The 24,072-nt window shown below is 61.2% G+C and carries 22 protein-coding genes and 1 other RNA gene; 10 read left to right on the forward strand and 13 right to left on the reverse strand.

The features are described from left to right. The first annotated feature begins 17 nt into the window (after window positions 1-17). Complete coding sequence (locus CCGE531_RS15195) at window positions 18-782, forward strand: sigma-70 family RNA polymerase sigma factor (protein WP_120664923.1); 765 nt, start codon at window positions 18-20, stop codon at window positions 780-782. Further along, the gene (locus CCGE531_RS15200) at window positions 779-1,582 is read left to right on the forward strand and encodes an anti-sigma factor (RefSeq protein ID WP_120664924.1); all 804 of its coding nucleotides are present in this window, start codon (window positions 779-781) and stop codon (window positions 1,580-1,582) included. The genes CCGE531_RS15195 and CCGE531_RS15200 overlap by 4 nt, the downstream gene beginning before the upstream one ends. Window positions 1,583-1,741: 159 nt before the next feature. Here CCGE531_RS15200 and CCGE531_RS15205 read toward each other — a convergent pair whose 3' ends face one another. From CCGE531_RS15205 to CCGE531_RS15245, 8 genes are all read right to left on the reverse strand, one after another. Beyond that, entirely contained in the window at window positions 1,742-2,488 is a 747-nt protein-coding gene (locus tag CCGE531_RS15205) for a YebC/PmpR family DNA-binding transcriptional regulator (RefSeq protein WP_120664925.1), read from the reverse strand. A 133-nt stretch (window positions 2,489-2,621) separates the two neighbouring features. Next, window positions 2,622-3,491 (reverse strand): MBL fold metallo-hydrolase, encoded by an 870-nt coding sequence (locus tag CCGE531_RS15210; protein WP_120664926.1) that lies wholly within the window; start codon window positions 3,489-3,491, stop codon window positions 2,622-2,624. 116 nt (window positions 3,492-3,607) lie between these two features. Then, window positions 3,608-4,432, reverse strand: a complete 825-nt coding sequence (locus tag CCGE531_RS15215; RefSeq protein WP_120664927.1) for a TIGR00282 family metallophosphoesterase — start codon at window positions 4,430-4,432, stop codon at window positions 3,608-3,610. A 3-nt stretch (window positions 4,433-4,435) separates the two neighbouring features. Then, entirely contained in the window at window positions 4,436-5,023 is a 588-nt protein-coding gene (locus tag CCGE531_RS15220; protein WP_120664928.1) for a 5-formyltetrahydrofolate cyclo-ligase, read from the reverse strand. Window positions 5,024-5,127: 104 nt separating this feature from the next. After that, window positions 5,128-5,802, reverse strand: coding sequence for an HAD family hydrolase (locus CCGE531_RS15225; protein WP_120664929.1), 675 nt, complete (start codon window positions 5,800-5,802; stop codon window positions 5,128-5,130). Window positions 5,803-5,998: 196 nt separating this feature from the next. Continuing rightward, window positions 5,999-7,357 carry an AcvB/VirJ family lysyl-phosphatidylglycerol hydrolase gene (locus CCGE531_RS15230; RefSeq protein WP_245459160.1) on the reverse strand — a complete coding sequence of 453 codons (1,359 nt, stop codon included), beginning with the start codon at window positions 7,355-7,357 and terminating at the stop codon, window positions 5,999-6,001. A 35-nt stretch (window positions 7,358-7,392) separates the two neighbouring features. Beyond that, the gene (mprF, locus tag CCGE531_RS15235) at window positions 7,393-10,002 is read right to left on the reverse strand and encodes a bifunctional lysylphosphatidylglycerol flippase/synthetase MprF (RefSeq protein WP_120664931.1); all 2,610 of its coding nucleotides are present in this window, start codon (window positions 10,000-10,002) and stop codon (window positions 7,393-7,395) included. A 467-nt stretch (window positions 10,003-10,469) separates the two neighbouring features. After that, a complete protein-coding gene (locus CCGE531_RS15245; RefSeq protein ID WP_120664933.1) occupies window positions 10,470-10,952 on the reverse strand; it encodes an SRPBCC domain-containing protein in 483 nt (160 codons plus the stop codon). 73 nt (window positions 10,953-11,025) lie between these two features. Between CCGE531_RS15245 and CCGE531_RS15250 the strand changes: the two genes are divergently transcribed. After that, window positions 11,026-11,349: a helix-turn-helix domain-containing protein gene (locus CCGE531_RS15250; protein WP_120664934.1), complete on the forward strand. Its 324-nt coding sequence runs from the start codon at window positions 11,026-11,028 to the stop codon at window positions 11,347-11,349. Window positions 11,350-11,385: 36 nt separating this feature from the next. Here the strand turns inward: CCGE531_RS15250 and CCGE531_RS15255 are convergent, their stop codons facing one another. Beyond that, window positions 11,386-12,249 carry a helix-turn-helix transcriptional regulator gene (locus CCGE531_RS15255; protein WP_120664935.1) on the reverse strand — a complete coding sequence of 288 codons (864 nt, stop codon included), beginning with the start codon at window positions 12,247-12,249 and terminating at the stop codon, window positions 11,386-11,388. Between the two features lie 100 nt (window positions 12,250-12,349). Here CCGE531_RS15255 and CCGE531_RS15260 point away from each other — a divergent pair, with 100 nt between their 5' ends. Both CCGE531_RS15260 and CCGE531_RS15265 read left to right on the forward strand, forming a co-directional pair. Beyond that, entirely contained in the window at window positions 12,350-13,168 is an 819-nt protein-coding gene (locus tag CCGE531_RS15260; RefSeq protein WP_120666867.1) for an SDR family NAD(P)-dependent oxidoreductase, read from the forward strand. Between the two features lie 45 nt (window positions 13,169-13,213). Beyond that, window positions 13,214-13,930: an SDR family oxidoreductase gene (locus CCGE531_RS15265; protein WP_120664936.1), complete on the forward strand. Its 717-nt coding sequence runs from the start codon at window positions 13,214-13,216 to the stop codon at window positions 13,928-13,930. Window positions 13,931-13,968: 38 nt separating this feature from the next. Here the strand turns inward: CCGE531_RS15265 and CCGE531_RS15270 are convergent, their stop codons facing one another. After that, entirely contained in the window at window positions 13,969-14,406 is a 438-nt protein-coding gene (locus tag CCGE531_RS15270) for a helix-turn-helix domain-containing protein (RefSeq protein WP_120664937.1), read from the reverse strand. A 328-nt stretch (window positions 14,407-14,734) separates the two neighbouring features. On the opposite strand from CCGE531_RS15270, the gene CCGE531_RS15275 reads away from it, so the two are divergent. Then, the gene (locus tag CCGE531_RS15275) at window positions 14,735-16,534 is read left to right on the forward strand and encodes a chloride channel protein (RefSeq protein WP_120664938.1); all 1,800 of its coding nucleotides are present in this window, start codon (window positions 14,735-14,737) and stop codon (window positions 16,532-16,534) included. A 93-nt stretch (window positions 16,535-16,627) separates the two neighbouring features. Here the strand turns inward: CCGE531_RS15275 and ssrS are convergent. From ssrS to CCGE531_RS15290, 3 genes are all read right to left on the reverse strand, one after another. Then, window positions 16,628-16,786, reverse strand: a non-coding RNA gene (ssrS, locus tag CCGE531_RS15280) — 6S RNA. A gap of 67 nt (window positions 16,787-16,853) precedes the next feature. Beyond that, window positions 16,854-17,231 (reverse strand): cell division protein ZapA, encoded by a 378-nt coding sequence (locus tag CCGE531_RS15285; protein WP_120664939.1) that lies wholly within the window; start codon window positions 17,229-17,231, stop codon window positions 16,854-16,856. 47 nt (window positions 17,232-17,278) lie between these two features. Beyond that, entirely contained in the window at window positions 17,279-17,554 is a 276-nt protein-coding gene (locus tag CCGE531_RS15290) for a DUF4164 domain-containing protein (protein WP_015341018.1), read from the reverse strand. A 401-nt stretch (window positions 17,555-17,955) separates the two neighbouring features. Between CCGE531_RS15290 and tkt the strand changes: the two genes are divergently transcribed. The 4 genes from tkt to CCGE531_RS15310 all read left to right on the forward strand — a co-directional run bounded on the left by tkt (window position 17,956) and on the right by CCGE531_RS15310 (window position 24,034). Next, window positions 17,956-19,938, forward strand: coding sequence for a transketolase (tkt, locus tag CCGE531_RS15295; protein ID WP_120664940.1), 1,983 nt, complete (start codon window positions 17,956-17,958; stop codon window positions 19,936-19,938). 64 nt (window positions 19,939-20,002) lie between these two features. Next, the gene (gene gap, locus CCGE531_RS15300) at window positions 20,003-21,013 is read left to right on the forward strand and encodes a type I glyceraldehyde-3-phosphate dehydrogenase (protein ID WP_120664941.1); all 1,011 of its coding nucleotides are present in this window, start codon (window positions 20,003-20,005) and stop codon (window positions 21,011-21,013) included. A gap of 2 nt (window positions 21,014-21,015) precedes the next feature. After that, window positions 21,016-21,600 carry a putative glycolipid-binding domain-containing protein gene (locus CCGE531_RS15305; protein WP_120664942.1) on the forward strand — a complete coding sequence of 195 codons (585 nt, stop codon included), beginning with the start codon at window positions 21,016-21,018 and terminating at the stop codon, window positions 21,598-21,600. Between the two features lie 583 nt (window positions 21,601-22,183). Further along, window positions 22,184-24,034, forward strand: a complete 1,851-nt coding sequence (locus CCGE531_RS15310) for a potassium/proton antiporter (RefSeq protein ID WP_120664943.1) — start codon at window positions 22,184-22,186, stop codon at window positions 24,032-24,034. The last annotated feature ends 38 nt before the right edge of the window (window positions 24,035-24,072 follow it).

Genomic DNA, 24,072 nt, shown 5'->3' on the forward strand with positions numbered 1-24,072 from the left:
TGACAGACGCCCGAATTATGAGTTCGATAACGTTCGGCGACCCATTCCACACATGGACCTGGTGGACCTGGCGCTGGCTGCGAGACACCGCGACAAGCAGGCTGGCGCGACTTCCGACCCGCCTGCGCGCGCTTGTTGCTGAACCGAAAACGCTCAAACGCGCCGTCCTCATGACGATGGCGAAACCATCGGCAGATGCCGCGTCGTTGCAGCATGCGATCTCCTCTCCCGACGAGACCATGCGACGCTTCCAGCACACGATCATCCCGCATCTGGACGCCGCCTATAATTTCGCGCGCTTCCTGAGCCGGGACGCCAATGCCGCCGAGGACATCGTGCAGGAGGCATATCTTCGCGCCTATCGCGGCTTTGGCGGTTTCCGCGATGGCGATGCGCGGGCCTGGACCTTCACCATCGTCCGCAACTGCTATCACGCCTGGCTGCAGGAGGGGCGGCGCAAGGCCCGTTATGAACAGCCGATGGGCGACGACAGAGACTTCGATGAAGGCTCGCCCTCCCCCGATCCCGCATCCGAAGAGGACACGCCGGAGGCAGCCTTTATCCGCAAGACGGAAACGCTGCGCGTGCGCGAGGTCATCAACAAGCTGCCCGATACCATGCGCGAAGTCCTGGTCCTGCGCGAGCTGGAGGATCTCTCCTATAAGGAAATCGCCGAGATCATCGATGCCCCGATCGGCACCGTCATGTCGCGCCTCGCCCGGGCCCGTCGCGATTTCGGCGAAGTCTGGCGTAGCCTCGAAGGAAATGAGGCGGCGCGATGAGCGGTGGGAAGCACAATGATCATGGCGAATGGGCGGATTTGCTGCACGGCTTCATCGACGGCGAACTGGACGCAGCCAATGCCGCGCGTTTCGAGGCGCATCTGGCTACCTGCCGGGAATGTGCCGACGAGATGGAGAATGCTCTGATGGTCAAGCGTGTTTCAGCGCACGAAGGCGTGAAATGGCAGGCGCCGGAGGCTGTCCATGCCCGCGTGCGGGCGGCGCTTACACTGGAACAGGCCATGATGAGGCGCGCAACGATTACCGCGAGCCAATCGGAAAGCCCGTGGCAACGCTTCTGGCGGTTCGTCCGAGAATGGAGCTTCGTGCCGTCGCTCGCGGTGCTCGCCGCAAGCCTCATGCTGGTGCTGAACGTGCCGCAGCAGAGCCAGACCCTCGAAGACCAACTTCTTGCGAGCCACGTCCGCTCCATGCTGGCCGATCATCTGACCGACGTGCTGACCTCCGACCAGCATACCGTGAAGCCATGGTTCAACGGCAAGATCGATTTTTCACCGCCCGTGGTCGATCTGGCGGTGCAAGGCTTTCCGCTCGTCGGCGGCAGGGTGGATTATCTCGACGGCCGCGTGGTGGCGGCGCTGATCTATCATCGGCACGGCCATGTCATCAATCTCTTCATCTGGCCGGGCGCGTCGGGAACTCGGGGAACCGCCGAAAAGGACGGCTACAATTTCGTCGAATGGTATGCTGACGGGCTGGTCTTCTGGGCCATCTCCGATGTCGCTGCACCGGATCTTACCGCCTTCCGCGACGACTTCACCCGCGCGACGACCCCATAAAGCAGTTCCGGGAAAAGTGCGCGGCGGTTTTCCGTCCGGAATTGCGCAAAGAAACAACGCGATAGAGCGTTTTCGCATTTCGGAGAAAAGCGGAAATGCTCTCAAGCAAAAAAGCCGGCCGCATCGCTGCAGCCGGCTCTTCTGATTCATTGCGAGGGGTCAGGCCGAGAGCTTGGCCAATACTTCCTCGGAGACTTCGAAGTTCGAATAGACATTCTGAACGTCATCGTCATCTTCGAGGCTGTCGATCATCCTGATCAGCGACTGGGCCTTTTCTTCATCGACCGGCACGTTGTTCTGCGCGCGCCAGATCGTCTTGACCGTTTCGGCTTCGCCGAGCGTCGCTTCAAGCGCCTTGGCAACTTCGCCGAGGGATTCGAAGGCGCAGATGATCACATGGCCCTCCTCGTCGCTTTCGACATCGTCGGCGCCGGCTTCGATCGCCGCTTCCATCACCTTGTCGGCATCGCCGACTGATGGCTTGTAGGTGATTTCGCCGACGTGGTCGAAGGAGAAGGATACCGAACCGGTTTCACCGAGCACGCCACCCGCCTTGGTGAAGATCGAGCGGACGTTGGAAGCCGTGCGGTTGCGATTGTCGGTCAGCGCCTCGACGATGATCGCCGTGCCGCCTGGGCCGTAGCCTTCGTAGCGGACCGCATCGTAATTCTCGGTGTCGGCGCCGGAGGCCTTCTTGATGGCGCGATCGATATTGTCCTTCGGCATCGACTGCGCCTTGGCGTTCTGGATCGCCAGACGCAGGCTCGCATTCATGGTCGGGTCGGGCAGGCCCGTCTTGGCGGCGACGGTGATTTCACGCGCCAGCTTCGAGAACATTTTCGAACGCACCGAGTCCTGACGGCCCTTGCGGTGCATGATGTTTTTAAACTGTGAATGGCCAGCCATGGCACCCCTGTTCACGTCTTTTGTTGGGAATGGCGCCTTATAAGAGCGAAGCGGCCTTCATTCAAGCAAAAAGCCGGATAATGGGGATGGAGGATGCTGCATATCAAGAAGATCGCAGGGGCGGCCGTGGCGATCAAAGCCCCTTGAGCACATAGATCAGCGGCTTGCGCGGCAAGGTCTTCACCGACACCGTGACACTTGGCGTCGGCGCATAGGCTACGTCGAAGTCCGGGCCGAACAGGGCAAGGAACTGGTCGACCGGCGGACCCCAGCGATGCATGGGCAGGATGAGCGACGAGCGCAGCCGCTTGACCACGCGGCTCATGCTGTCGGCCCCCATGGTCAGGCCACCGTCGACCGGCACCATCACCACATCGAGCCTGCCGATCTCGGCATATTGCTGATCGGTCAGCTCGAAATGCAGATGTCCGAGATGGCCGATGCACAGGCCCGCCACCTCGAAGATGAAGATCGAATTGCCGTTGGCCTCGATGCCGCCACCGCCCCAGGAGCGAATGTCGGTGACGACATTGCGGATCAGCGTGTCGCCCACGGTCATATGGATCTTTGCCGGCTCTCCCGGCACATCGCTCCACCCGTGCAGCACATATTTGATCGCCGGATCGGGCGTCAGCGTATAGTGGCTCGGATGCGCCTTGTTCATCGTCACGACTTCGGGCGTATAGGGCGGCGGATATGCGCCGCTATAATCCGTGGCGATGGAAACGCCGCCCGGCGTTTCGATGAAGAGCGTCGCGTGGCCGAGGAACGTGATCTTCACGTCGCCACCGATGGGGCCATTGATGACGCCATCGACGGGATCATTGGCAAGCGTCGGACCAGGAGGAGAAAAGCTGGCGAATGTTGCCTTGGGCAGGGATTGCGCGATCGCCTGGCATTGGCTGGGCTGCGGGCGCAAAGGCTCTTGCTGGGCCTCAGCCGCGCTCCAGCAGAACATCATCGACAGGAAGAACACGGCAAGGACAGGAAATCGCGGCATCATGCCATCCCCTCAAGCCCGAGAGGATGCGGCATGAGCGGACACGGGTCCAGCAACAATCAGGCGCGATTGCTCACATTCTTGTCATCGTGTGGCGATGATGAATTGTCGTGCAGCGATCAGCGCCAGAAGTCCGGAATGGTCTCGGAAAGCCGTGGGCCGAGCCGCAGCGGCGCGATCTTTTCGGCCAGCCCCGTCGCATCGGAAATCTCCACCCCGACGCCGCAGATGGTGGCCGGCCCCGAAGCCGCTTCGAAACGGCCCTTCGGCATCTTCGAAATAAAGCGGTTGAGCGGCTCTTCCTTCTCCATGCCAAGCGAGGAATCGTAGTCACCGCACATGCCGGCATCCGATATATAGGCCGTGCCGCCATTGAGAATCTGCGCGTCGGCGGTCGGCACATGCGTATGCGTGCCGACGACGAAGCTCGCGCGACCATCGACGAAATGGCCGAAGCACTGCTTCTCGCTCGTCGCCTCAGCATGGAAATCGAAGATAATGGCATCGGCCTGTTCCTTCAGCGGACAGGCATCGAGGATGGCTTCTGCCGATTTGAAGGGATCGTCCAGCTCCGGATGCATGAAGACCCGGCCCATGATGTTGGCAACGAGGACGCGGGCGCCATTGCGGGCATAATAGATACCGGAGCCGCGACCGGGCGTGCCGGCCGGATAGTTGGCGGGGCGCAGGAACTGGTCGTGGCGCTCGCAGAAAACGACGGCTTCCTTCTGGTCCCAGACATGATTGCCCGTCGTCACGACATCGGCGCCGGCATTGATCGTCTCGAGGAAGATATCCTCGGTAATGCCGAATCCGCCGGCGGCATTCTCGCCGTTGACGATGACGAAATCGAGCTTCAGGTCGGATACGAGCCCCGGCAGGCGTTCCCACACCGCGCTTCGTCCCGTCTTGCCGACCATGTCACCCAGAAAAAGCAGCCGCATTCGCTATCCAATCACTTCCGAAACGAAACTGAGTCCGCTCTCGGTCAAAATCGCGTCAAGACGGACATCATGCGGCTCAGCCGGTACTGATGGCACTTCTTGGCAATCGAATGCAATGCCGATCAGCTGGGGATTCAACCCTTTTTGATGCAACCGCTCGATCGCGCGATCATAATAGCCGGCCCCATAGCCGATGCGATGGCCGGTGTTGTCGAACGCCGAAAGGGGTACGAGCATGACATCCGGGTCCAGTTCTTCCGCATCAGGTCCCGGCCCAAAGGTCCCAAACCCACTTTGGACTAACGCCGCACCCGCAACGAGCTCCCGGAAGACGATCGTGCTGCGGTCGAGGATCACAGGCACGCAAAGCCGCCCGCCGCGCTCCCGCAGCCGCGCCATCAATGGCCTTATATCCACTTCGGAGCGGATCGGCAGGAAGCCGGAGACAACCCTTCCCGGTTCGACATCGATGACATCGCCGCCATGGGCAAGCATGGCAAGGCCTTTTTCGATACGCTCATCGGCCGGGATGGCATCGCGCGCCGCCAGGCATTCGTTGCGATATCGGGCTTTCAGCTCTTTAGGGGTCATCGGATCCTAGCGAAATTCATGAGATCACGAAAACATAATGAGCCGGCGGCCTATTGCAATGCGCGAAAGCGACATGCAAGCCCGCCGGTGAATGCGCGATGAGATCAATCCCTGTGAAGGATCGACAACAGACCTTCGCCAGCCACGTGTGCCCGGACGTTTTCATAATTCTGCAGCATCGTGTGATTGGTTTCGATCGGATGCGAATGCGTCGCGGTGATAACAAGCACATCGGCACCCGCCGCCTCGCCCGCCTTGACGCCGGCCAAGACGTCTTCAAACACCAGACATTCCGAAGGGCTGAGGCCAAGGCGCTGCGCGCCGAGGATATAGCCTTGCGGATCAGGCTTGCCGACCTTCACATCCTCGGCCGTGACGATGAAGCGCGGCACCGGGATCCCCGCAGCGTCCAGCCGCGCCAGCGCCAGACGATAGGGCGACGAGGTAACGATCGCCCAGCGCTCCGGCGGCAGTGACGCGAGGAAATCGACGGCGCCCGGCAGTGCGACCACACCCTCGACATCGGCAATCTCGGCTTCGGTGATCTTCAGTGCCTCCGCGACCGGATCGACGCCAGGCAGATTCAACTGGCCAATCGTATCAACACCGCGCTTGCCATGCATGGTCGGCATAAACTTTTCGACATCGAGACCCTTGCCGCGGGCCCAATTGCCCCAGACGCGCTCGGCGGCCGCGATCGAATTGATGATCGTGCCGTCCATGTCGAACAGGAAACCGGAATAGGTCTTGGTGAAGGCGGAGGACGATGCAGCGGACAAGGGTGGGCCTTTCTGGATCTGACGGCGAGCGGCGTCGTAAAACAGGCGCTCATGCTATGCGCCCTTCCCGACTAGCGGCAGCCGCGGCAAGAAGCAAATGAATGCTGCGCCGGGCATCCGGGAAAAGGCATCTGCCTGTGGTGACGGGGAAGGACGGGAAGGAACGCGGCAATAAGGGTGCCGCGCGCCATGAGTGCTATTCGCCAAGGCGGCTCTTCAGGCCATTGATGATATGGTTCGCCAGGGCCTCGTAGTCGTCATCGAAATGATGACCGCCATCCATGGCGATGACTTCGGCGCCGGTGCCCTTCAGCACCGGGCATGCGACGTCCTCGTCATCGTCCTTGCCGTAGACGCACTGCACCATCTTCGGATTGACGGACTTGAGGTCATTGACGGGATCGCCGCCCTTGCCCGCGCTTGAAGCGCCAAGCCAGCCCATCACCGAGATCACATAGTCGACCTTCTGCGACAGCGACAGCAGCGACATCTGGACGATCTTGTCCTTTTCGGCCTGCTTCAGGCGGTTATAGCTCGCCGGCAACACATCGGCGCCGAAGGAATAACCCACCAGCACCACATGCTTGACCTTGAAGCGCTTGGTGTAGAAATCGATGATCCGGGCAAGGTCATCGGCCGTCTGCTGCGGATCGCGCTCCGACCAGAAATAGTGCAGGGAATCGATGCCCACGACCGGGATGCCCTGATCCTGCAGGTAGCTGCCGACTTCCTTGTCGATATCGCGCCAGCCGCCATCACCCGAATAGACGATCGCAAGCGTATCCTCGGTCGGCGTGGTTTCCATAACGTCGAGAGGAAGGCCGAGCGGCGACTTGGAGCTGTCGATCGACTTCATCAGGTCGGCGAGCGAAGCCTCGAGCGCCGCATAGGTATCTGCATTGCCGGAATCGGTCGACTGGACGTCGGGGTGCTCCTTCTGGATCTCCTCGACATGGTCGCGACCATCCTTCGGTGCATTCGGCGTGAAGGTCACGAGGATAGGATTGGGCAAAGCGCCTTCCTGCAAGCCCAGGGAGACCATGTCGCCATCGGTCTTCTTTTCGGCAGGCGTGCAGAGCTCCTGCTTCAGCCCGATGCCGGCTGTCGGATCGACGGCCAGCGTGCCGGCGACCGTCGCATCCGGCGTCTGGGCGGCAATGGTCAGCGCCATGGCGCCGCCCGCGCCGACGCCGGCAATGATGGGCAGCTGATAGGTGCTGTCGGCAAAGGAGCGCTGCACCTGCTGGCTCAGCGATTCCAGATCCGCGACGATATAGATGCAGCCGTCATTCTGACTGACGTCGTATTTGTTGAGCGAAGCCAGAAAGGACGGATAGTCGATGCCGATGACCAGCGAGCCGCTGGCGACGAGTTTATCGGCGACCGCCTTTTCCTTGTCGCTCCAGCCGGCGAGGTCTGAAATCAGAATGACTTCGCTCGTCACCTTGCCCTGCGGACGCATGATATGCGGCGCCGGAATCACGCCCAGATCGTATTTGGCATCGTCAGCTTCAGCCCGGGCCGAGCCTGATACCAGAAGGCCCAGCGACACCATGCCTGCGAAAGCCAACGACATTGCGTATTTCAAGATCATTTCCTCACGACCCCCTTAAGTCCGCCTCCGATGAGGAATGTGGCATCCATCAACGCGATCATTGGACTGACACCTCCCGAAACAGCCAGATAGCGCGGCTGCCATTCGGGATGGAATTTGGATTTGAAGGCACGAAGCCCCTTGAAGTTGTAGAAGCGCTCGCCGTGTTCGAACACAGTCCCCCCGACCCTGTCCCAAACCGGCGCCGATTCCCGTCTCGACATGCCCGACAGCGGCGCCATGCCGAGGTTGAAACGCTGAAAGCCCTGTTCCTTAAGGTATTCGAGAATCTGCACGAACAGAAAATCCATCGAACCCTTCGGGGCATCGGGCGAAAAACGCATCAGGTCGACGGAACCCTCCTCCTTGGTTTCCGTCATCAGAATATTCGCAAATGCGACGATCTTTCCATCCTTTTTCAAGACGCCGATCAGCTGCGAACACACATAATCCGGATCGAACGCGCCAAGCGAAAAGCTCTTTTCCTTGGCATTGTGATCGGAGAGCCATGTGTCCGACACATGGGCAAGCTCATCCATAGCAGCGGGTATATCTTGAGGCTCGATAACGGCAAATTCTAGTCCGTCGCGAACCGCACGGCTCGCGGTCTGCCTGAGGTTGGCCCATTTGCCGCCCTTCAGCTCGAAATTGGCGAGGTTGACCACGGCCAATTCACCCAGCTTGAAGGCGCGCAAACCGGCATCCGCGCAATAGGACAGAAGCGCCGGCGAAATCTGGTAGAACACCGAGCGGCATCCCGCGGCTCGCGCGGCCTCGACGAAGCGCCAAATGAGATCGGGGAGCGCCTGACGCGGGCCGACCGGATCGAACAACGCAATCCAGGAACGGCCCTGCTTGCCGTACATGATGAAGGCATCGCCCTTTTCCGAGAACATGATGCTCTTGTCGCCCATGCGCACCAGATTGGCGTCGGCGACACCCTGCTTGCGGACGATTTCCACGGCGCGCGTCACCGCATCGTCGGTCACGGGCTCCAGCCGCTTTGTCGCGGGACGCAACAGGCTGAAGATCGCGATCGCCGAGGACAGGATGGAAATGCCAAGGGCTGCTCGAAGGCCGCGCGGCGCCTCGTCGGCAAACTCGAACTGCCACCAGAGCTGGTTGCTGTATCCGACATCGCGATAGACGAAAAACAGGACCACGATAGCGCCGATGCAGATGACGGCAATCGCCGTCAGCCATCCTGCGGTGAGCGTCTGGTTGAGAAGCGAAGCCGGCCGCTTGAACAGGCGACGGCTGACGACGAGATTGAAGACGAAGAAGGCGAGCAGCCCGGCCTCGACGAGGGCAATGGCCTTCAGCAGCGACAGGAACAGGGCGAGCAGCGACGAGAAAATCGAGACCCACCAGGCGCCGTCGAGACGCTGGCTGAGGCCGCGCGCTGCGACGATGATCGCAAGGCCGAGAAGGCTCGACAGGAAATGCGCGCTTTCGACGAGCGACAGCGGCAAGTAATCGGAAAGCACGATCAGGTTCCGGTCCGGCGTCGGCGTCACGCTCGAAAAGACCAGCATCATGCCGAGCAGCAGGGCAAAGGCCGACAGCAATTGCGGCATGAGGCGAGCGCCGATGCGGCGCATGCTCGAAGCGACGGGATGATCGACGAAACGGCGCAGCTCCGCCACCGAGATCGCGGCAATCGCGATGACGAGCGGAATGACGTTGTAGATGACGCGGTAGAGGACCAGCGAGCTCAGAACCGCATCCGCGTTCACCGAGCTGCCGAGCCAGGCAATGATGATCGTCTCGAAGACGCCGAAGCCAGCCGGGACATGGCTCAACACGCCAAGACCGACGGCGATGGCATAGATGGCGAAGAAGCCCGGCCAGCCGATCGACGATTCCGGCAGCAGCACGTAGAGCACGGAAGCCGATGCGGCGATATCGAATGCGGTGACGAGGAACTGCCGGGACCAGGTGCGCGAATCCGGAAGACGGACGGCGATCGGCCCGATGCGAACCTCGCGGCCGTTGCGCCCGGCATGGACGACGAAGGCCAGTGCCGCAAGAATGGCGATGGCAACCAGCCGCAACCACAATCCATCGACATTGATCAACGGGCCGATCTCGTCGGCGATAATAAGCAACGCAATGGCGCCGACGGCTGCCAGCCCGAGACCGAAGGCGAGCGTCACGAAGGCGATGACGCGGGTGATGTCATCGGGTGACAGGCCGAGCCGGGTATAGGCGCGATAGCGGATCGCACCCGCGCTGAGCGCACCGAAGCCGGCGGTATTGCCGACCGCATAGGCGCTGAAGGAGGTCAGCGCCACATGCGGGAACGGTAACCGCTTGCCGATATAGTCAAGCGCGTTCTGGTCGTAGAAGATCAGGGAAGCAAAACTCAGGCCGGTGAATAGCAGCGCGAGCAGCACCGATGAGATCTTCGTTGTCGTCAAGGCGTGGACGACGTCGTCATAGCGCACTTCATTGGTCAGGTCGTAGATCGCATAGCCGGCGATGCAGAAGACGGCGACAGTGAGAACGGCGATGATCAGCGCGCGATAGCGGTTCAGCAAACCGACGATACCGCCGCGCTCTTCCAATTCCTCATCGGCATTTTCCAGATCGATTGGGCTCGACATGTTCTACCTGTTTATAGTGACCTTCGTCGGTCCCGATCGTTGCGAATATCCAGTAACACCGACGATGCGTCTTCGTGTTGCTGCATACACTTCTTTCGATAGGCCCGTTGTGACGCGCGCTCCCATCGTTCTGAATTTAGGCAATTTTGGCGCAGGCCCCGTTCCACCACCAATGAATCTGCTATTATTTAAAGGATTTTGTCATTCACCCGGCTTTTGAGCTTATCCACACACAAAAATGATCTTCCCATTCCCCCTGAACGTTGCTCCCTATCAGGAATCCGCGGCGCGGTCACCTGCAGTCGCCGCCGTCCACTCAGGCATTGCCTCCCACCGGCAGACCATCCAAGCCGGGTCGTTCGGCAAGATTCCAATCAGGCGGCATCATCAGGCCAAAATGAAACCGGCCGCCGGCACGGGTTGGTGCGGGCGAGCCGGAAGCATGTTTTGTCGATGTCGAGATTCCTTCAACGATCCGGCGCTTGCGCCGGCTCACCGCGCATCTCGCTCAGGAAAAAGCCTTCGCGCAGGTTGATGCCGTATTCGACGAAGGCCTTCATGCAGCAAAGCATCTGCGTCCAACCCTCGCAATTCAGATAGGTGCCGCGACGGCCGGCTTCGTCCTCGCGCCAGCCGGATTCCTCGATAATGACAAGCGTGCCGCCATCGTCCAAGGCATCGAACGTCATCTCCACTCTGGTCCTGTAACGGACACCGTCTTCCCCGGTGCCGCCTTCCCAGTGGAAGACGATGCGCCTGTTCTCCTCGACTTCATTGACTTCGACGGGCGCATTTTTCCACCAGATGACGGTGGTTCCCGCCACGAGCGGCGCGCTGGCGCCGCCGACGGTGGTGAAATAGCTCGAAAGCTTCTTCGGATTGACGACCGCATCGAAGACTTCGTCGACCTTGCGGCCGATCCGTCCTGAAATCCGAACGTTCAATGCCATGGCATTTCCTCCGTTATCTGTCTGTCGCTATCGCTCCATTGCGAGCGGCCTTATTATGTTATAAAAACATAACATGTCAAACGAATCGGATAGCGACCTCATCTTCAAGGCACTCGCCCATCGTCGCCGGCGCGAAATCCTGGACATGCTCAAGGATGCGCCGCGCACCACGGGCATGCTCTGCGAAACCTTCACGGATATGGACCGCTGTACTGTCATGCAGCATCTGAAAGTGCTGGAGGAAGCGGATCTCGTGATCGCCAAAAAGGACGGACGCGAGCGCTGGAACCATCTGAACAGCCTGCCGATCAAAAAGATCCACGACCGCTGGATCAGCGCTTATGCCAGCCATGCGCTATCTATCCTCGATCGACTGAAAAGCGATTTGGAAGATTGAAAAGGGAAATGATGGCGCGGTCGACGCAAGCCGGATTTATACCGCACCAGCTCGATGCAACAGTTGCTCCAGCCTGTCACTCGTTCCATCCCCATCGAGCGGGGTATAGACCACCAGCTTCATATCGGCGCGATCCATGACGGCAAGCGCGGTATATTCGAATGTCATGAGGCCACCTTCGGGATGGCGCAGGCGCTTGTGACCGGTCAATGGCCGCAACACGTCTTGCCTCGGCCACCAAGCCCGAAATTCCGGACTTGCCTGCGTCAAACCGGTGATCAGCCGCTCGAAATCCGGATCACCGGCATAACGGGCACTATCGGCACGAAACATCGCCAGCGAATTCGCAGCCACAATCTCCCAATCGACCAATAGCTGCCGATGGGCGGGATCGGTGAATACCCGATGGATGCTGTTGCGCGCATCGCCCTGCAACCGGCTGTAATCGCCGAATATTGCGACTGCCGCCGCGTTCCAGGCCAGCACATCCCAGCGCCGGCCGAGAACATAGGCGGGCTGGCCCTTAAGGCTCGCAAGCATGCGCAGCAACGCATCCGGCACATCCTCGGGTCCGCGCGACGGAACCTCCGCCGACGGCCGGTCGCTCAGCGTAAAAAGATGCCGCCGCTCGGCCGGATCGAGACGCAGCGCGTCGGCCAGCGCCGAAAGAACCTCCGCGGAGGCGCGTACGTCCCGGCCTTGTTCCAGCCATGTGTACCAGGTGGTGCCGACACCGGCGAGCAACGCCACCTCTTCACGCCTGAGCCCCGGCGTGCGGCGTCGAAACCCCTCAGGAAGCCCAACGCCTGCCGGGGTCAATTTTTCTCGGCGAGAGCGCAGGAAGGCAGCGAATTCGCGGCGCCTGGCTTCGAGAATGGTCTGGTTTTGATTGATGGTCATCGCTCATCATAGCAGGATTAATACTAGGATAAAACCGGAACTGTTTGTCGCCTCGGCAAGCTGCCAAATATCGGATGCAAACTATATGGAGGCTGTTGCGATGGACATGAGCGGCAAGACGATCCTGATCACGGGCTCGACCGATGGCGTCGGTCGGCGGATTGCCGAAAGACTGGCGGAGACGGGTGCCAGGGTGCTGATCCACGGCCGCAACCGGGCGCGGGCCGAAGAGGTAGTCTCCGGCATTCGCGATAAAGGCGGCAATGCGGCCATCTATCTCGCCGACTTCTCCTCGCTGGACGAAGTCCGCGCACTTGCCGATGCCGTCGAACGCGACCATGATCGCCTTGACGTCCTCATCAACAATGCCGGCATCGGCACCAGCGGCGGCGCCGCGGGACGCCAGGAGAGCCGCGATGGGCATGAGCTGCGCTTTGCGGTGAATTATCTCGCCGGCTTTCTGCTGACGCGCCGCCTCCTGCCGCTGTTGAAGGCAAGCACTCCCGCCCGCATCGTCAATGTTTCCTCGGTCGGTCAACAGGCCATCGACTTCTCCGATGTCATGCTGACATGCGGCTATAGCGGCGTGCGCGCCTATTGCCAGAGCAAGCTGGCGCAGATCGCCTCCACCTTTGATCTTGCCGAGGAGCTGGCCGGTTCCGGCGTCACCGCCAACTGCCTGCACCCGGCAACCTATATGGACACGACCATGGTGCGCCAGGCAGGTGTCGCACCGCTGAGCTCCGTCGATGAGGGCGCCGATGCGATCCTCAATCTGGCTGTCGGCAACGCCTTGGAAGGGCGCACAGGCCTCTATTACGACGGACTGCGCCCGTCCCGCGCCATCGCCCAGGCCTATGATGCGACCGCGCGACAGAACCTGCGAACACTCAGCCAAAGCCTTACCCAGCTCGCCTGAGCGGTAACCTTCCCACAACTTCCCCAGCCCAGAAAGGAGACACTCATGTCGTCTCAACACGCAGTTATTGTCGGCGGTTCATCCGGTATCGGCCTTGCGACCGCAGCCCATCTTCTCGAAAAAGGATATCGCGTCACGATCACGGGTCGCGACGCGGCGAAACTCCAGGTAGCCGCACAAAGCCTGCATGGCGATGTCACCGCCACCGTCATGGATGCGGCCGACTTTACCGGTCTTGTCAAAGCCTTCCAGGCAATTGGACCGCTGGATCATCTCGTCCTGGCACTGGGCGGCGGAAATGGGGCCGGTCCCTTCGCCACCGTTGATCTCGCCGATGTCAGAAAAGGTTTCGAGCAGAAGACGTTGGCGCACTTCGCCTGTGCCCAGGCTTGCCTTCCCCATCTCTCGAGACAGGGCAGCATCACCTTCGTCTCCGCCGTATCGGCGCAGGCGGCCATGCCCGGAACCGCAGGCCTCGGAGCCATCAATGCCGCCATTGCCGCCTTAGCACCGATCCTCGCCGTCGAACTCAAGCCCATCCGGGTGAACTGCGTTTCCCCAGGGGTCGTCGACACGCCCTGGTGGGATTTCCTATCCGCGGAGCAGAAAGAGCCCACCTTCGCCGGCTTCGCGGCACGCACCCCGGTTGGCCGCGTCGGTAGCCCACGGGAGATCGCCGAAGCCATCGCCTTCCTGATCGGCAACGGCTTCACAAGCGGTCATACGCTGATCTGCGACGGCGGCATCCGGCTCGGCCAGTAATCCCCAGCACCATTGCCGGCCACACCCGCGATGGCGCTTCAGCCATTGCGGGCATCCGCCTGAAGCTGCGTGAGGATTTCGATCAGTCTTGGCGCCATTTCACGGATTTCGACCAGATGGATCGAGCTCAGCGCTTGAAGAACCTCTTCGGACTTATCCGTCAATTGCAGGGTCTGGCGGCGCTTGTCCGTGGGGTCGGGATGGCGGGTGACATAGCCGCCATCGATCAGCCGTCCCACAAGCTCCGTCGCCGTATGCGGCGCAATCAGCAGCTTTTCCGCCAGCATGCCGATAGTCATCGCCTCGCCGGCGCTGTTCCCCTTGATGGCAAGCAACGCCTGATGCTGCTGCGGCGGCAAACCTGCCTCATGCGCCGCCGAGGTGCTGAAATCCATGAACTTGCGCAGGGTATGGCGCAGTGTCGCCAGCGCCTCGTAATCCGCCTGAGAAAGGCTTTTATCCAAACGTCGCACCATCAAATCGTCCTCATTGCCGCAGTTCGCGGTCCTACAGCATGTCGCGCAGAATGTTCAGCGGTTCTGCAGCAACATCGCGCTCCAGATCAAGGAACTATAGTGCCGAAAACGAATCTTGCAGATCGCGATACGCTTTGGTTGATTTATATCGCATTACGATATATTTGCCATCTCGAAGCGGGGAGCGGCTGAAAAGGACGGCCCCGCGCTTGGAGCATTCCAGGAAAAGTGCGCAGCGGTTTTCCGTCCGGAATGCGTAAAAACAGGAAGATAGAGCGCTTTCGCTATTCGAAGAAAAGTGAAAGCGCTCTGGCACAGAAGGCCTCCAATGCAGGACACCCCCATCCAACCAAGTCACAGTCACGATTTCTCTGCCGGCGCCTCGCGCAAGGACAATGGCGATTTCACCACGGACAAGCGCGTCTTGGTGCTGATTGCCATGGCGCTCGTCGTGGGCACGGGCGGCGCCTTCGCCGCCTGGGTGCTCATCAATCTCATCGCACTCGTCAGCAATGCCGTCTGGCTGTTCAAGATCAGCACCGAGCCGTTGTCCTTCACCATGGTGACGCGCTCGCCCTGGATGGTCGCCGCGCCCGTTCTCGGCGGCATCGTCATCGGCCTCATGGCGCGATACGGCTCTGAGAAGATCCGCGGCCACGGCATTCCCGAAGCCATCGAGGCGATCCTGATCGGCGGCAGCCGCATGTCGCCGAAAGTGGCGGTGCTGAAGCCACTATCGTCGGCAATCTCGATCGGCTCCGGCGGCCCCTTCGGCGCGGAAGGTCCGATCATCATGACGGGCGGTGCCATCGGCTCGCTCTTCGCACAGCTCTTTCATATGAGTGCGGCCGAGAGAAAGACCCTGCTCGTCGCCGGCGCCGCAGCCGGTATGACCGCGGTCTTCGGCACGCCGATCGCCGCCGTCATGCTCGCAGTCGAACTGCTGCTGTTCGAATGGAAGCCGCGCAGCTTCATCCCCGTCGCGGTCGCGGCCTGCGTTTCGGTCGTCTGGCGTCCGTTGCTGATCGGCGGCGGCGCGTTGTTTCCCGCCCATTTCGATGTGCCGCTCTCCTGGTGGGGCGTCGTGCTCGCCGCCGGCCTCGGCATTATCTCGGGCCTGCAGTCCGGCCTGCTGACGACCCTGCTCTATAAGATCGAGGATGCCTTCGAAAAGCTGCCGATCCACTGGATGTGGTGGCCAGCACTTGGCGGCCTCATCGTCGGGGTCGGCGGATTGATCGAGCCGCGTGCGCTGGGCGTCGGTTACGACATCATCGCCGATCTCCTGCACAGCCATGTCACCATCGGCGCCGTGCTGGCGATCCTGCTGGTCAAGGCAGGCATTTGGCTGGTGGCACTATCCTCTGGCACATCGGGCGGTGTCCTGGCGCCGCTGCTCATCCTCGGCGGCACGCTCGGCTGGCTGGTGGGCCTTACCCTGCCCGGCGATCCCGGCTTCTGGGCGATGCTCGGCATGGCCGCAATGATGGGCGGCACCATGCGCGCGCCGCTCACCGGCACCTTCTTCGCCGTCGAACTGACGGGAGACACCAGCGCAATGGTGCCTCTGCTTGCCGCGACAGTCGCGGCCTATGCCGTCACCGTGCTGCTGCTGCGCCGCTCCATCCTCACGGAAAAGATCGCGCGGCGCGGCCAGCACATCACCCGCGAATATGGTGTCGACCCGTTCGAACTGACGCGCGCCCGCGATATCATGATCGCCAAGGTGGACACCCTGCCCGCCTCCATGCGCCTGTCGGAAGCGCTGGCGCAGATGACGGAGCAGCCGGATGCGCATCGCTTCTATCCGGTCGTCGGGGACAACGATCGCCTCGTCGGCATGATTTCGCGCGCCGACGCCCTGCGCTGGCAGAGCGAGCCGGATCTGATGGATCAATCGCTCTATGACGTGATCTCGGATACGTCGCTCCCGGTCGCCCATGCCGACGATACGGTCGGGCGCGTCGCGGATATCATGATCCATGCCGATACGGGACGCGTTCCCGTCGTCGAGGCCCAGACCGGCCGCCTCGTCGGCCTGATCGCCCGCAAGGACCTGCTGCGGCTGCGCAGCGCGACGAACCGGGCGGAACTCGAGCGCGGTGCCTATCTCAGGTCGAAAGGATAAGGGGAGGAGGAGTGGCGTCAGCGCGGCGGAAGAACTGCGCGGCGCCTTCCTTGGCCATCTGCTGGAAAATTGGCCATCAGCCGGAAAATTCGAGAGCGATCCACGACGACCGATGGATGTTTACGATCCTGGGTGCCTACAAACGTAGGTGGGCACCGTGTGTCCAGGCCCACAGGCCTAGTCAGGGACAGCTCCCTTTGGATCGAGTATGGCCCCAGGGATTGTGGTTCCTGTCGGGAAGCGCAGACCGCTTGAGCTATATAGAGCGAATTACGCCGTCGCACCAGAGGCCCGCAGTTGGCATCCGCAGAAATAAACTTTAAGCCTGCTCGGCGCCCGGCCGCTCCAGAAGCTTCTCGGTAATGCCGTGAATGCGCATCGTCACCTCGTCGATGACGCTTGCCAGTGTTTCCTCCGCGCGCGCATTGGCGGCCACGGTCGTATCCCGGCTGCTGGTCAGGGTTTCCAGTTCGGCCTCCAGCGAAGACACGCGCCGCGTCAATTCGCTCACCTCGTCCATGATCATGATGCCGGCCATGACCGTCACCCGCAGATCGCCGATTTCGCCGAACTGGCTCTTCAAATGCATGACATAGCGGTCGAAGCGATTGGCGAGATCCGTCAGATGGTCTTCCTGCCCCTCTTCGCAGGCCATCCGGTAGGCTTTGCCGTCGATCGTTACCGTTACTTGCGCCATTCGACTTTCCGATCACTGCCGCGCTGCGACGGCTGCCTCCCGAGGGATCAGCGGTCCAGCACGGCTCTTATGGTTTCCATCGCCGTAACCAGCCGGCGCGACACTTCACGATTGACCTCCTCGAGCCGGTTCGCGCGGAACTCGGCCTGATCCAATTCCTGGGCAAGGCGCGAACGGTCGGCGTGAACCCTCCGGACCTCGCCTTCTATATCGCTCTGTGCCCGTTCCCGCTCGAACCGTCCGTCGACGGCGCTCTCCAAAGTCGAGAGTGCCTGGCGCAATTGGGCGAGCGCCGCATCCACCGTTTTGCCTGAAGGTGTCATACCCTTCGCTTCTCCGCGCAAGGCCCGAATCAAAACATCCGGCCACTTGTCTGATTTCGCAACAATATTCAACTCGGCAACAGCACGTCAATAAAGGCTGTCATGTGACACCCCTCCTATTCTGTGGATGAATACCGCCTTTTCCGGCTGCACAGGCCTTGTCGCACTATTGTCGTCTTTTGTAAAAGTGAACGGGCAAATGTTAAAAAATTGCCGCGGGAGGGTCTGATTGAGCCCTCGATTTGTTGACTTGCTCGCCCTAACTGCTATGTCTCAGCCGCCTGAGGCGACGTTGGAAATGACGTTCGGAAGAGCGTCGCCTTTCACCCGCCTTTCAACCGATGGCCCTCCTTCCCAAGCGTGCGGCCATCCCCCGAACCCGGAACATTGCGGAAAAACCCATGAACTCTCGCGAACAACACGACCGGATGGCGAATGCGATCCGTTTCCTTGCCATGGATGCTGTCGAGAAGGCCAATTCCGGTCACCCCGGTTTGCCGATGGGGATGGCCGATGTCGCCACCGTTCTCTTTGGCAAATATCTGCGCTTCGATCCGAAGAACCCCCATTGGCCGGACCGCGACCGTTTCGTCCTGTCGGCTGGCCACGGCTCGATGCTGCTCTATTCGGTCCTTTACCTCACCGGCTATCCGGACATGACGGTCGATGAGCTGCAGCGCTTCCGCCAGCTCGGCTCCAAGACCGCGGGCCATCCCGAATATGGTCATGCCACCGGCATCGAAACCACGACCGGCCCGCTCGGCCAGGGCATTGCCAATGCCGTCGGCATGGCGATCGCCGAACGCAAGCTGCGCGAGGAATTCGGCGCCGACCTGCAGGATCACTACACCTATGCCATGTGCGGTGACGGCTGCCTGATGGAAGGCATCAGCCATGAGGCGATCGCGCTTGCCGGCCACCTCAAGCTCAACAAGCTGGTCCTGTTCTGGGACAACAACTCCATCACCATCGACGGCGCCGTCTCGCTGTCGGATTCGACCGACCAGGTCATGCGCTTCAAGGCCGTTCACTGGAACACGATCGAAGTTGACGGTCACGACCAGGCCGCCATCAGCGCCGCCATCGAAGCCGCCCACCAGTCCGACCGCCCGACGCTGATCGCCTGCAAGACGATCATCGGCTTCGGCGCTCCGAACAAGCAGGGCACCCACAAGGTCCACGGCTCGCCGCTCGGCGCCGAGGAAATCGCCGCGACCCGCGTCGCGCTCGACTGGCCCTACGAGCCTTTCGTCATTCCGAACGACATCCTCGGTGAATGGCGCGCCGCCGGTGAACGCTCCATCGGCACGCGCGAAGCCTGGGAAGGCCGCCTTGCCGCCGCCGATGCGGCCAGGAAGGCCGAATTCAACCGCCGCTTCGCCCATGAGCTGCCTGCCGGTTTCGACGCCGCCATCAGCGACTACAAGAAGAAGCTCGCCGAAACCAAGCCGACGGTCGCCACCCGCAAGGCATCGGAAGACGCGCTCGAAGTCATCAACGGCTTCCTGCCGGAAACGCTCGGCGGCTCCGCCGACCTGACGCCGTCGAACAACACCAAGACCAGCCAGATGAAGTCGATCACCCCGACCGATTTCTCCGGCCGCTACATGCACTGGGGTATCCGCGAACACGGCATGGCAGCTGCCATGAACGGCATCGCGCTGCACGGCGGTCTGATCCCCTACAGCGGCGGCTTCCTGATCTTCTCGGACTATTGCCGCCCGCCGCTGCGCCTGGCCGCCCTGATGGGCATCCGCTCCATCCACGTCCTGACGCATGATTCCATCGGCGTCGGCGAAGACGGCCCGACCCACCAGCCGGTCGAGCAGGTCGCCAGCCTGCGCGCCATCCCGAACTTCCAGCTGTTCCGCCCTGCGGACGCAACGGAAACGGCCGAATGCTGGCAGATCGCCATCAAGACGACGAACCGTCCGTCCGGCCTTGCGCTGACCCGCCAGAACCTGCTGGCCGCTCGTACCGAATACAGCGAGAAGAACCTCTGCGAACTCGGCGCTTACACGCTGGCAGGCAATGCCGACGCCAAGGTGACGATCTTCGCTTCGGGCTCTGAAGTCGAACTCGCCGTTGCCGCCCGCACCGTTCTCGAAGGCAAGGGCGTCTCCACGCGCGTCGTCTCCGTTCCCTGCACCGAACTCTTCTTCGAGCAGCCGGACGCCTACCGCAAGGACATCATCGGCAATTCGCCGGTCAAGGTTGCCGTCGAAGCCGGCGTTCGCGAAGGCTGGGATGCCTTTATCGGACCGGAAGGCGCCTTTATCGGCATGAAGAGCTTCGGCGCTTCCGCTCCGTACAAGGACGTCTACAAGCATTTCGGCATCACGACGGAGGCCGTTGTCGCCGCCGCCGAGGCAAAGCTTTCCTGAGGGCGCTGACAAGCGCTCTCAAATCCAATAGATAAACACCCTGAGTGAACGGGAGTGAATTTCAATGACTGTAAAAGTTGCCATCAACGGCTTTGGCCGCATCGGCCGTAACGTTCTGCGCGCAATCGTCGAATCCGGCCGCACCGATATCGAAGTCGTCGCCATCAACGACCTAGGCCCGGTCGAGACCAATGCCCACCTGCTGCGTTACGATTCCATCCACGGTCGCTTCCCGGCCGAAGTGAAGGTCGAAGGTGACACAATCATCGTCGGCGGCGGCAAGCCGATCAAGGTCACGGCGATCAAGGACCCGGCAACCCTGCCGCACCGCGATCTCGGCGTCGACATCGCGATGGAATGCACCGGCATCTTCACGTCTCGCGACAAGGCTGCCGCCCACCTGACGGCCGGTGCCAAGCGCGTCATCGTTTCGGCTCCTGCTGACGGCGCCGACCTGACCGTCGTTTTCGGCGTCAACCACGACCAGCTCACCAAGGAGCACTTGGTCATCTCCAATGCTTCCTGCACCACGAACTGCCTGGTGCCGGTGGTCAAGGTTCTTGACGACGCCGTCGGCATCGACCACGGCTTCATGACGACGATCCACTCCTACACCGGCGATCAGCCGACGCTCGACACCATGCACAAGGACCTGTACCGCGCCCGCGCCGCAGCCCTGTCCATGATCCCGACGTCGACGGGCGCCGCAAAGGCCGTCGGTCTGGTTCTGCCGCATCTGAAGGGCAAGCTCGACGGCACGTCGATCCGCGTTCCGACCCCGAACGTCTCGGTTGTCGACTTCAAGTTCGTGGCCAAGAAGGCAACGACGGTCGGCGAAATCAACGAAGCCATCAAGGCTGCGTCGAACGGCAAGCTGAAGGGCATCCTCGGCTACACCGACGAGCCGCTGGTTTCCCGCGACTTCAACCATGACAGCCACTCGTCGATCTTGGCGACCGACCAGACCAAGGTCATGGAAGGCAACTTCGTGCGCGTCCTGTCCTGGTACGACAACGAATGGGGCTTCTCCAGCCGCATGTCCGACACGGCCGTCGCGCTTGCCAAGCTGATCTGATCATGGCCTTCCGCCCGCTCCTTCCGACGACAGTCCGCTGGCGTCCCATGGAAGGAGACGGGCTGGAGCACTTAACGATCGCTCCTATCGACAATGTCGGCGCCGCGGCCATCCGCGCCGCCGGCATTATCATTGGCGGACGCGGCGGCACGCCCTACGGCGTCTCCTACCGCATCGATTGCTCCGCCGAGTGGGCCGTTCTTTCCTTCTCCGTCGAAACCACCGATGGACGCCGTCTCGCGCTAAACTCGGACTGCAAGGGACATTGGCGCACCGAGGACGGCGTGGCGCTGCCGCAATTCGATGGCTGCATCGATATCGATCTCTACGGCTCACCCTTCACCAACAGCCTGCCGATCCGCCGGCTTGAGATGACGCCGGAAAGCGGAACCGCCAGGCTTTCCATGCTCTATTTCCCGTTCGACACGTTCGAACCGATGCGCGATGGGCAGCACTACACCTGCATCGTGCCGGAGAAACTTTATCGCTACGCCGCCGAAGACAGGGATTTCACCGTCGATCTTCCGGTCGACGCGGATGGGCTGGTGATCGACTATCCGATCTATTTCAGGCGCGTGGATGTTTGAGCTGCGGTATCGATATCGATACCCTTGCTCATTCGGCGAGCAGCGACGCTTGTGCATGGATCCTCGGGTCAAGCCCGAGGATGACGGAGCATTTGGGTTAGGCCGGCGGGCAGACGATAGTTTCTTAGATAAGAGTTCACTGTCGCAAAGCAGTCAATCAACGAAATGCATCTCCAAAGTCGCTATGTATCTTTGGCCTATCCTCAAGCACCGTCATCCTCGGGCTTGACCCGAGGATCCACGCACAAGCCTTTCGGTGTGTCTCTAAAGCATCGTGAGCACTAGTCGCAATTGCCCTTCAAAACGCCCCAATCTTTGCTCTCCCTGCCCTGCTATGGTCCAGATTTACCAATAAATTTTGGGTAGGAAGTCTCCCAGAGCATTCCAAGCCGCTTCGCCGTTCTGGCTAGGCGCATCACACCATGACGTCGCAATCGTCGGAGCGGGCTTCAGTCGTAAAGCTCTCTCTGAACGATGCCATATTTGCCAATGTGGCCGGCAAGACTGCATGATGGGATGACGAAGGGATTTCCGTATTCCGGGCTTTTGGCCCAGGAGCGGCGCACGGAAAGGGGAAGACAAGGTGGAGGCATTTTACGTCATCGTGCTGGTCAGCACGGTCCTTGTTCTCATTGCGGCCTTTTCCAGCCTTCTCGCCTTCCGCTTCGGCGCGCCCTTGCTGCTGCTTTTCCTGATGATCGGGCTTGCCGCCGGCACCGACGGGCTCGGCATCGAATTCTCCAACAATTATCTCGCCTATATTCTCGGTTCGCTGGCCCTCGCCATCATCCTCTTCGATTCCGGCTACGGCACGCCGATCCAGGCCCTCAAGCTTGCTGCGGCACCAGCGCTGACCATCGCCTCTGTCGGCGTCATCGTCACGGCGGCGCTGTTCGGCCTTGCCGCCACCTGGCTGCTCGGCTTCACCTGGCTGCAGGGCCTCCTGCTCGGCTCGATCGTCGCCTCGACGGATGCCGCGGCCGTCTTCTTCCTGCTGCGCATCGGCGGCATCAATATCCGCGACAAGGTGCGCTCGACGCTGGAAGTCGAATCCGGCACCAACGACCCGATGGCGATCTTCCTGACGCTCGCCTTGGTCGAGCTGCTGGCAAGCGGCGAAGGCTACGCCGGCATCAATCTCGCCATGCTCGCCACCTTCGTCCAGCAGATGGGGCTTGGCGTCATCCTTGGCCTGCTCGGCGGCATGATGATCGTGCTCATCGTCAGCCGGCTGGAAACCGATCGCGGCCTGACGCCCATCTTCGTGCTGGCGCTGGCGCTCCTCGTCTTCTCCTTCACCGGCGCCGTCGGCGGCAGCGGCTTCCTGGCCGTCTATGTCGCCGGCATCTATGCCGGCAATCGCAAAATGCCGGCCTCAGCCTCGATCAAGCGCTTCCAGGACGGCATGACATGGCTGGCGCAGATCATCATGTTCCTCGTCCTCGGCTTGCTCGCGACGCCGTCGCAATTCCCGGCCATCGCCATTCCCGCCGTGGCATTGGCTCTTTTCCTGATCTTCATTGCCCGGCCGATCGCCGTGTGGCTCTGCCTGCTGCCCTTCGACTACACCCAGCGCGAGACCGGCTTCGTCGCCTGGGTCGGCCTGCGCGGCGCAGTCTCCATCCTGCTTGCCATCATGCCCGTCCTCGGCAACCTGCAGGCCGGCCAGACCTATTTCAACGTCGCCTTCATCGTCGTGCTGGTGTCGCTGCTCGTCCAGGGCTGGACCATCAAGCCGATGGCGCGCCGCCTCGGCCTCATCATTCCGCCGCGCATGGGAGCGATCGACAAGGTCGAAGTCGACCTGCCCGGCACGGTCAACCACGAACTTCTCTCCTATCGTGTCGTGAAGGATAGTCCGGTTCTGCGCGGCGAGCGCATTCCGCGTTGGGCCATGCCCTCGCTCGTCATCCGCGACGGCAAATCCATGCGCTATCAATATGCCGGCCGCCTGCGCGAAAACGATATCGTCTATCTCTTCATCTCGCCCAATTATTCGCGGCTTCTCGACCGGCTTTTCGCCAGCCGCGCACCCGTCGACCCTGACGACGCCGAATTCTTCGGCGCTTTCTCGATCTCGCCGCTGCGCCCCGCCGCCGATCTCGATGCCGCCTATGGGCCTGGCCTGCTGAGCGAACAGGAAAAGGGGCTCACCATCGCCGAACTCATGCGCCATCGCCTGGGCGGCAAGGCCGACTATGCGGATCGCGTTCGCCTGGGCGAGATCATCCTCATCGTCCGTGATCTCGACGAGAACGACCATATTCAGTCGGTCGGCATGTCGCTCGAGGCGGTTGAACCGCCCGTCATCCTTCCGATCTTCATCAATCTCCACGATATTTTTAAGAACATTCGCGCTCACCTGCAAAAGCGCCGGGAACACCCGGAAGACGGCGTTTCAAACGATTCAAATGCCGGGAAAAACGACGCCTGAATGGCCTTGCGTCTCCGATCATCCGTAGTATGGTCGGC

The sequence above is a fragment of the Rhizobium sp. CCGE531 genome (assembly GCF_003627795.1).
GTDB lineage: Bacteria > Pseudomonadota > Alphaproteobacteria > Rhizobiales > Rhizobiaceae > Rhizobium.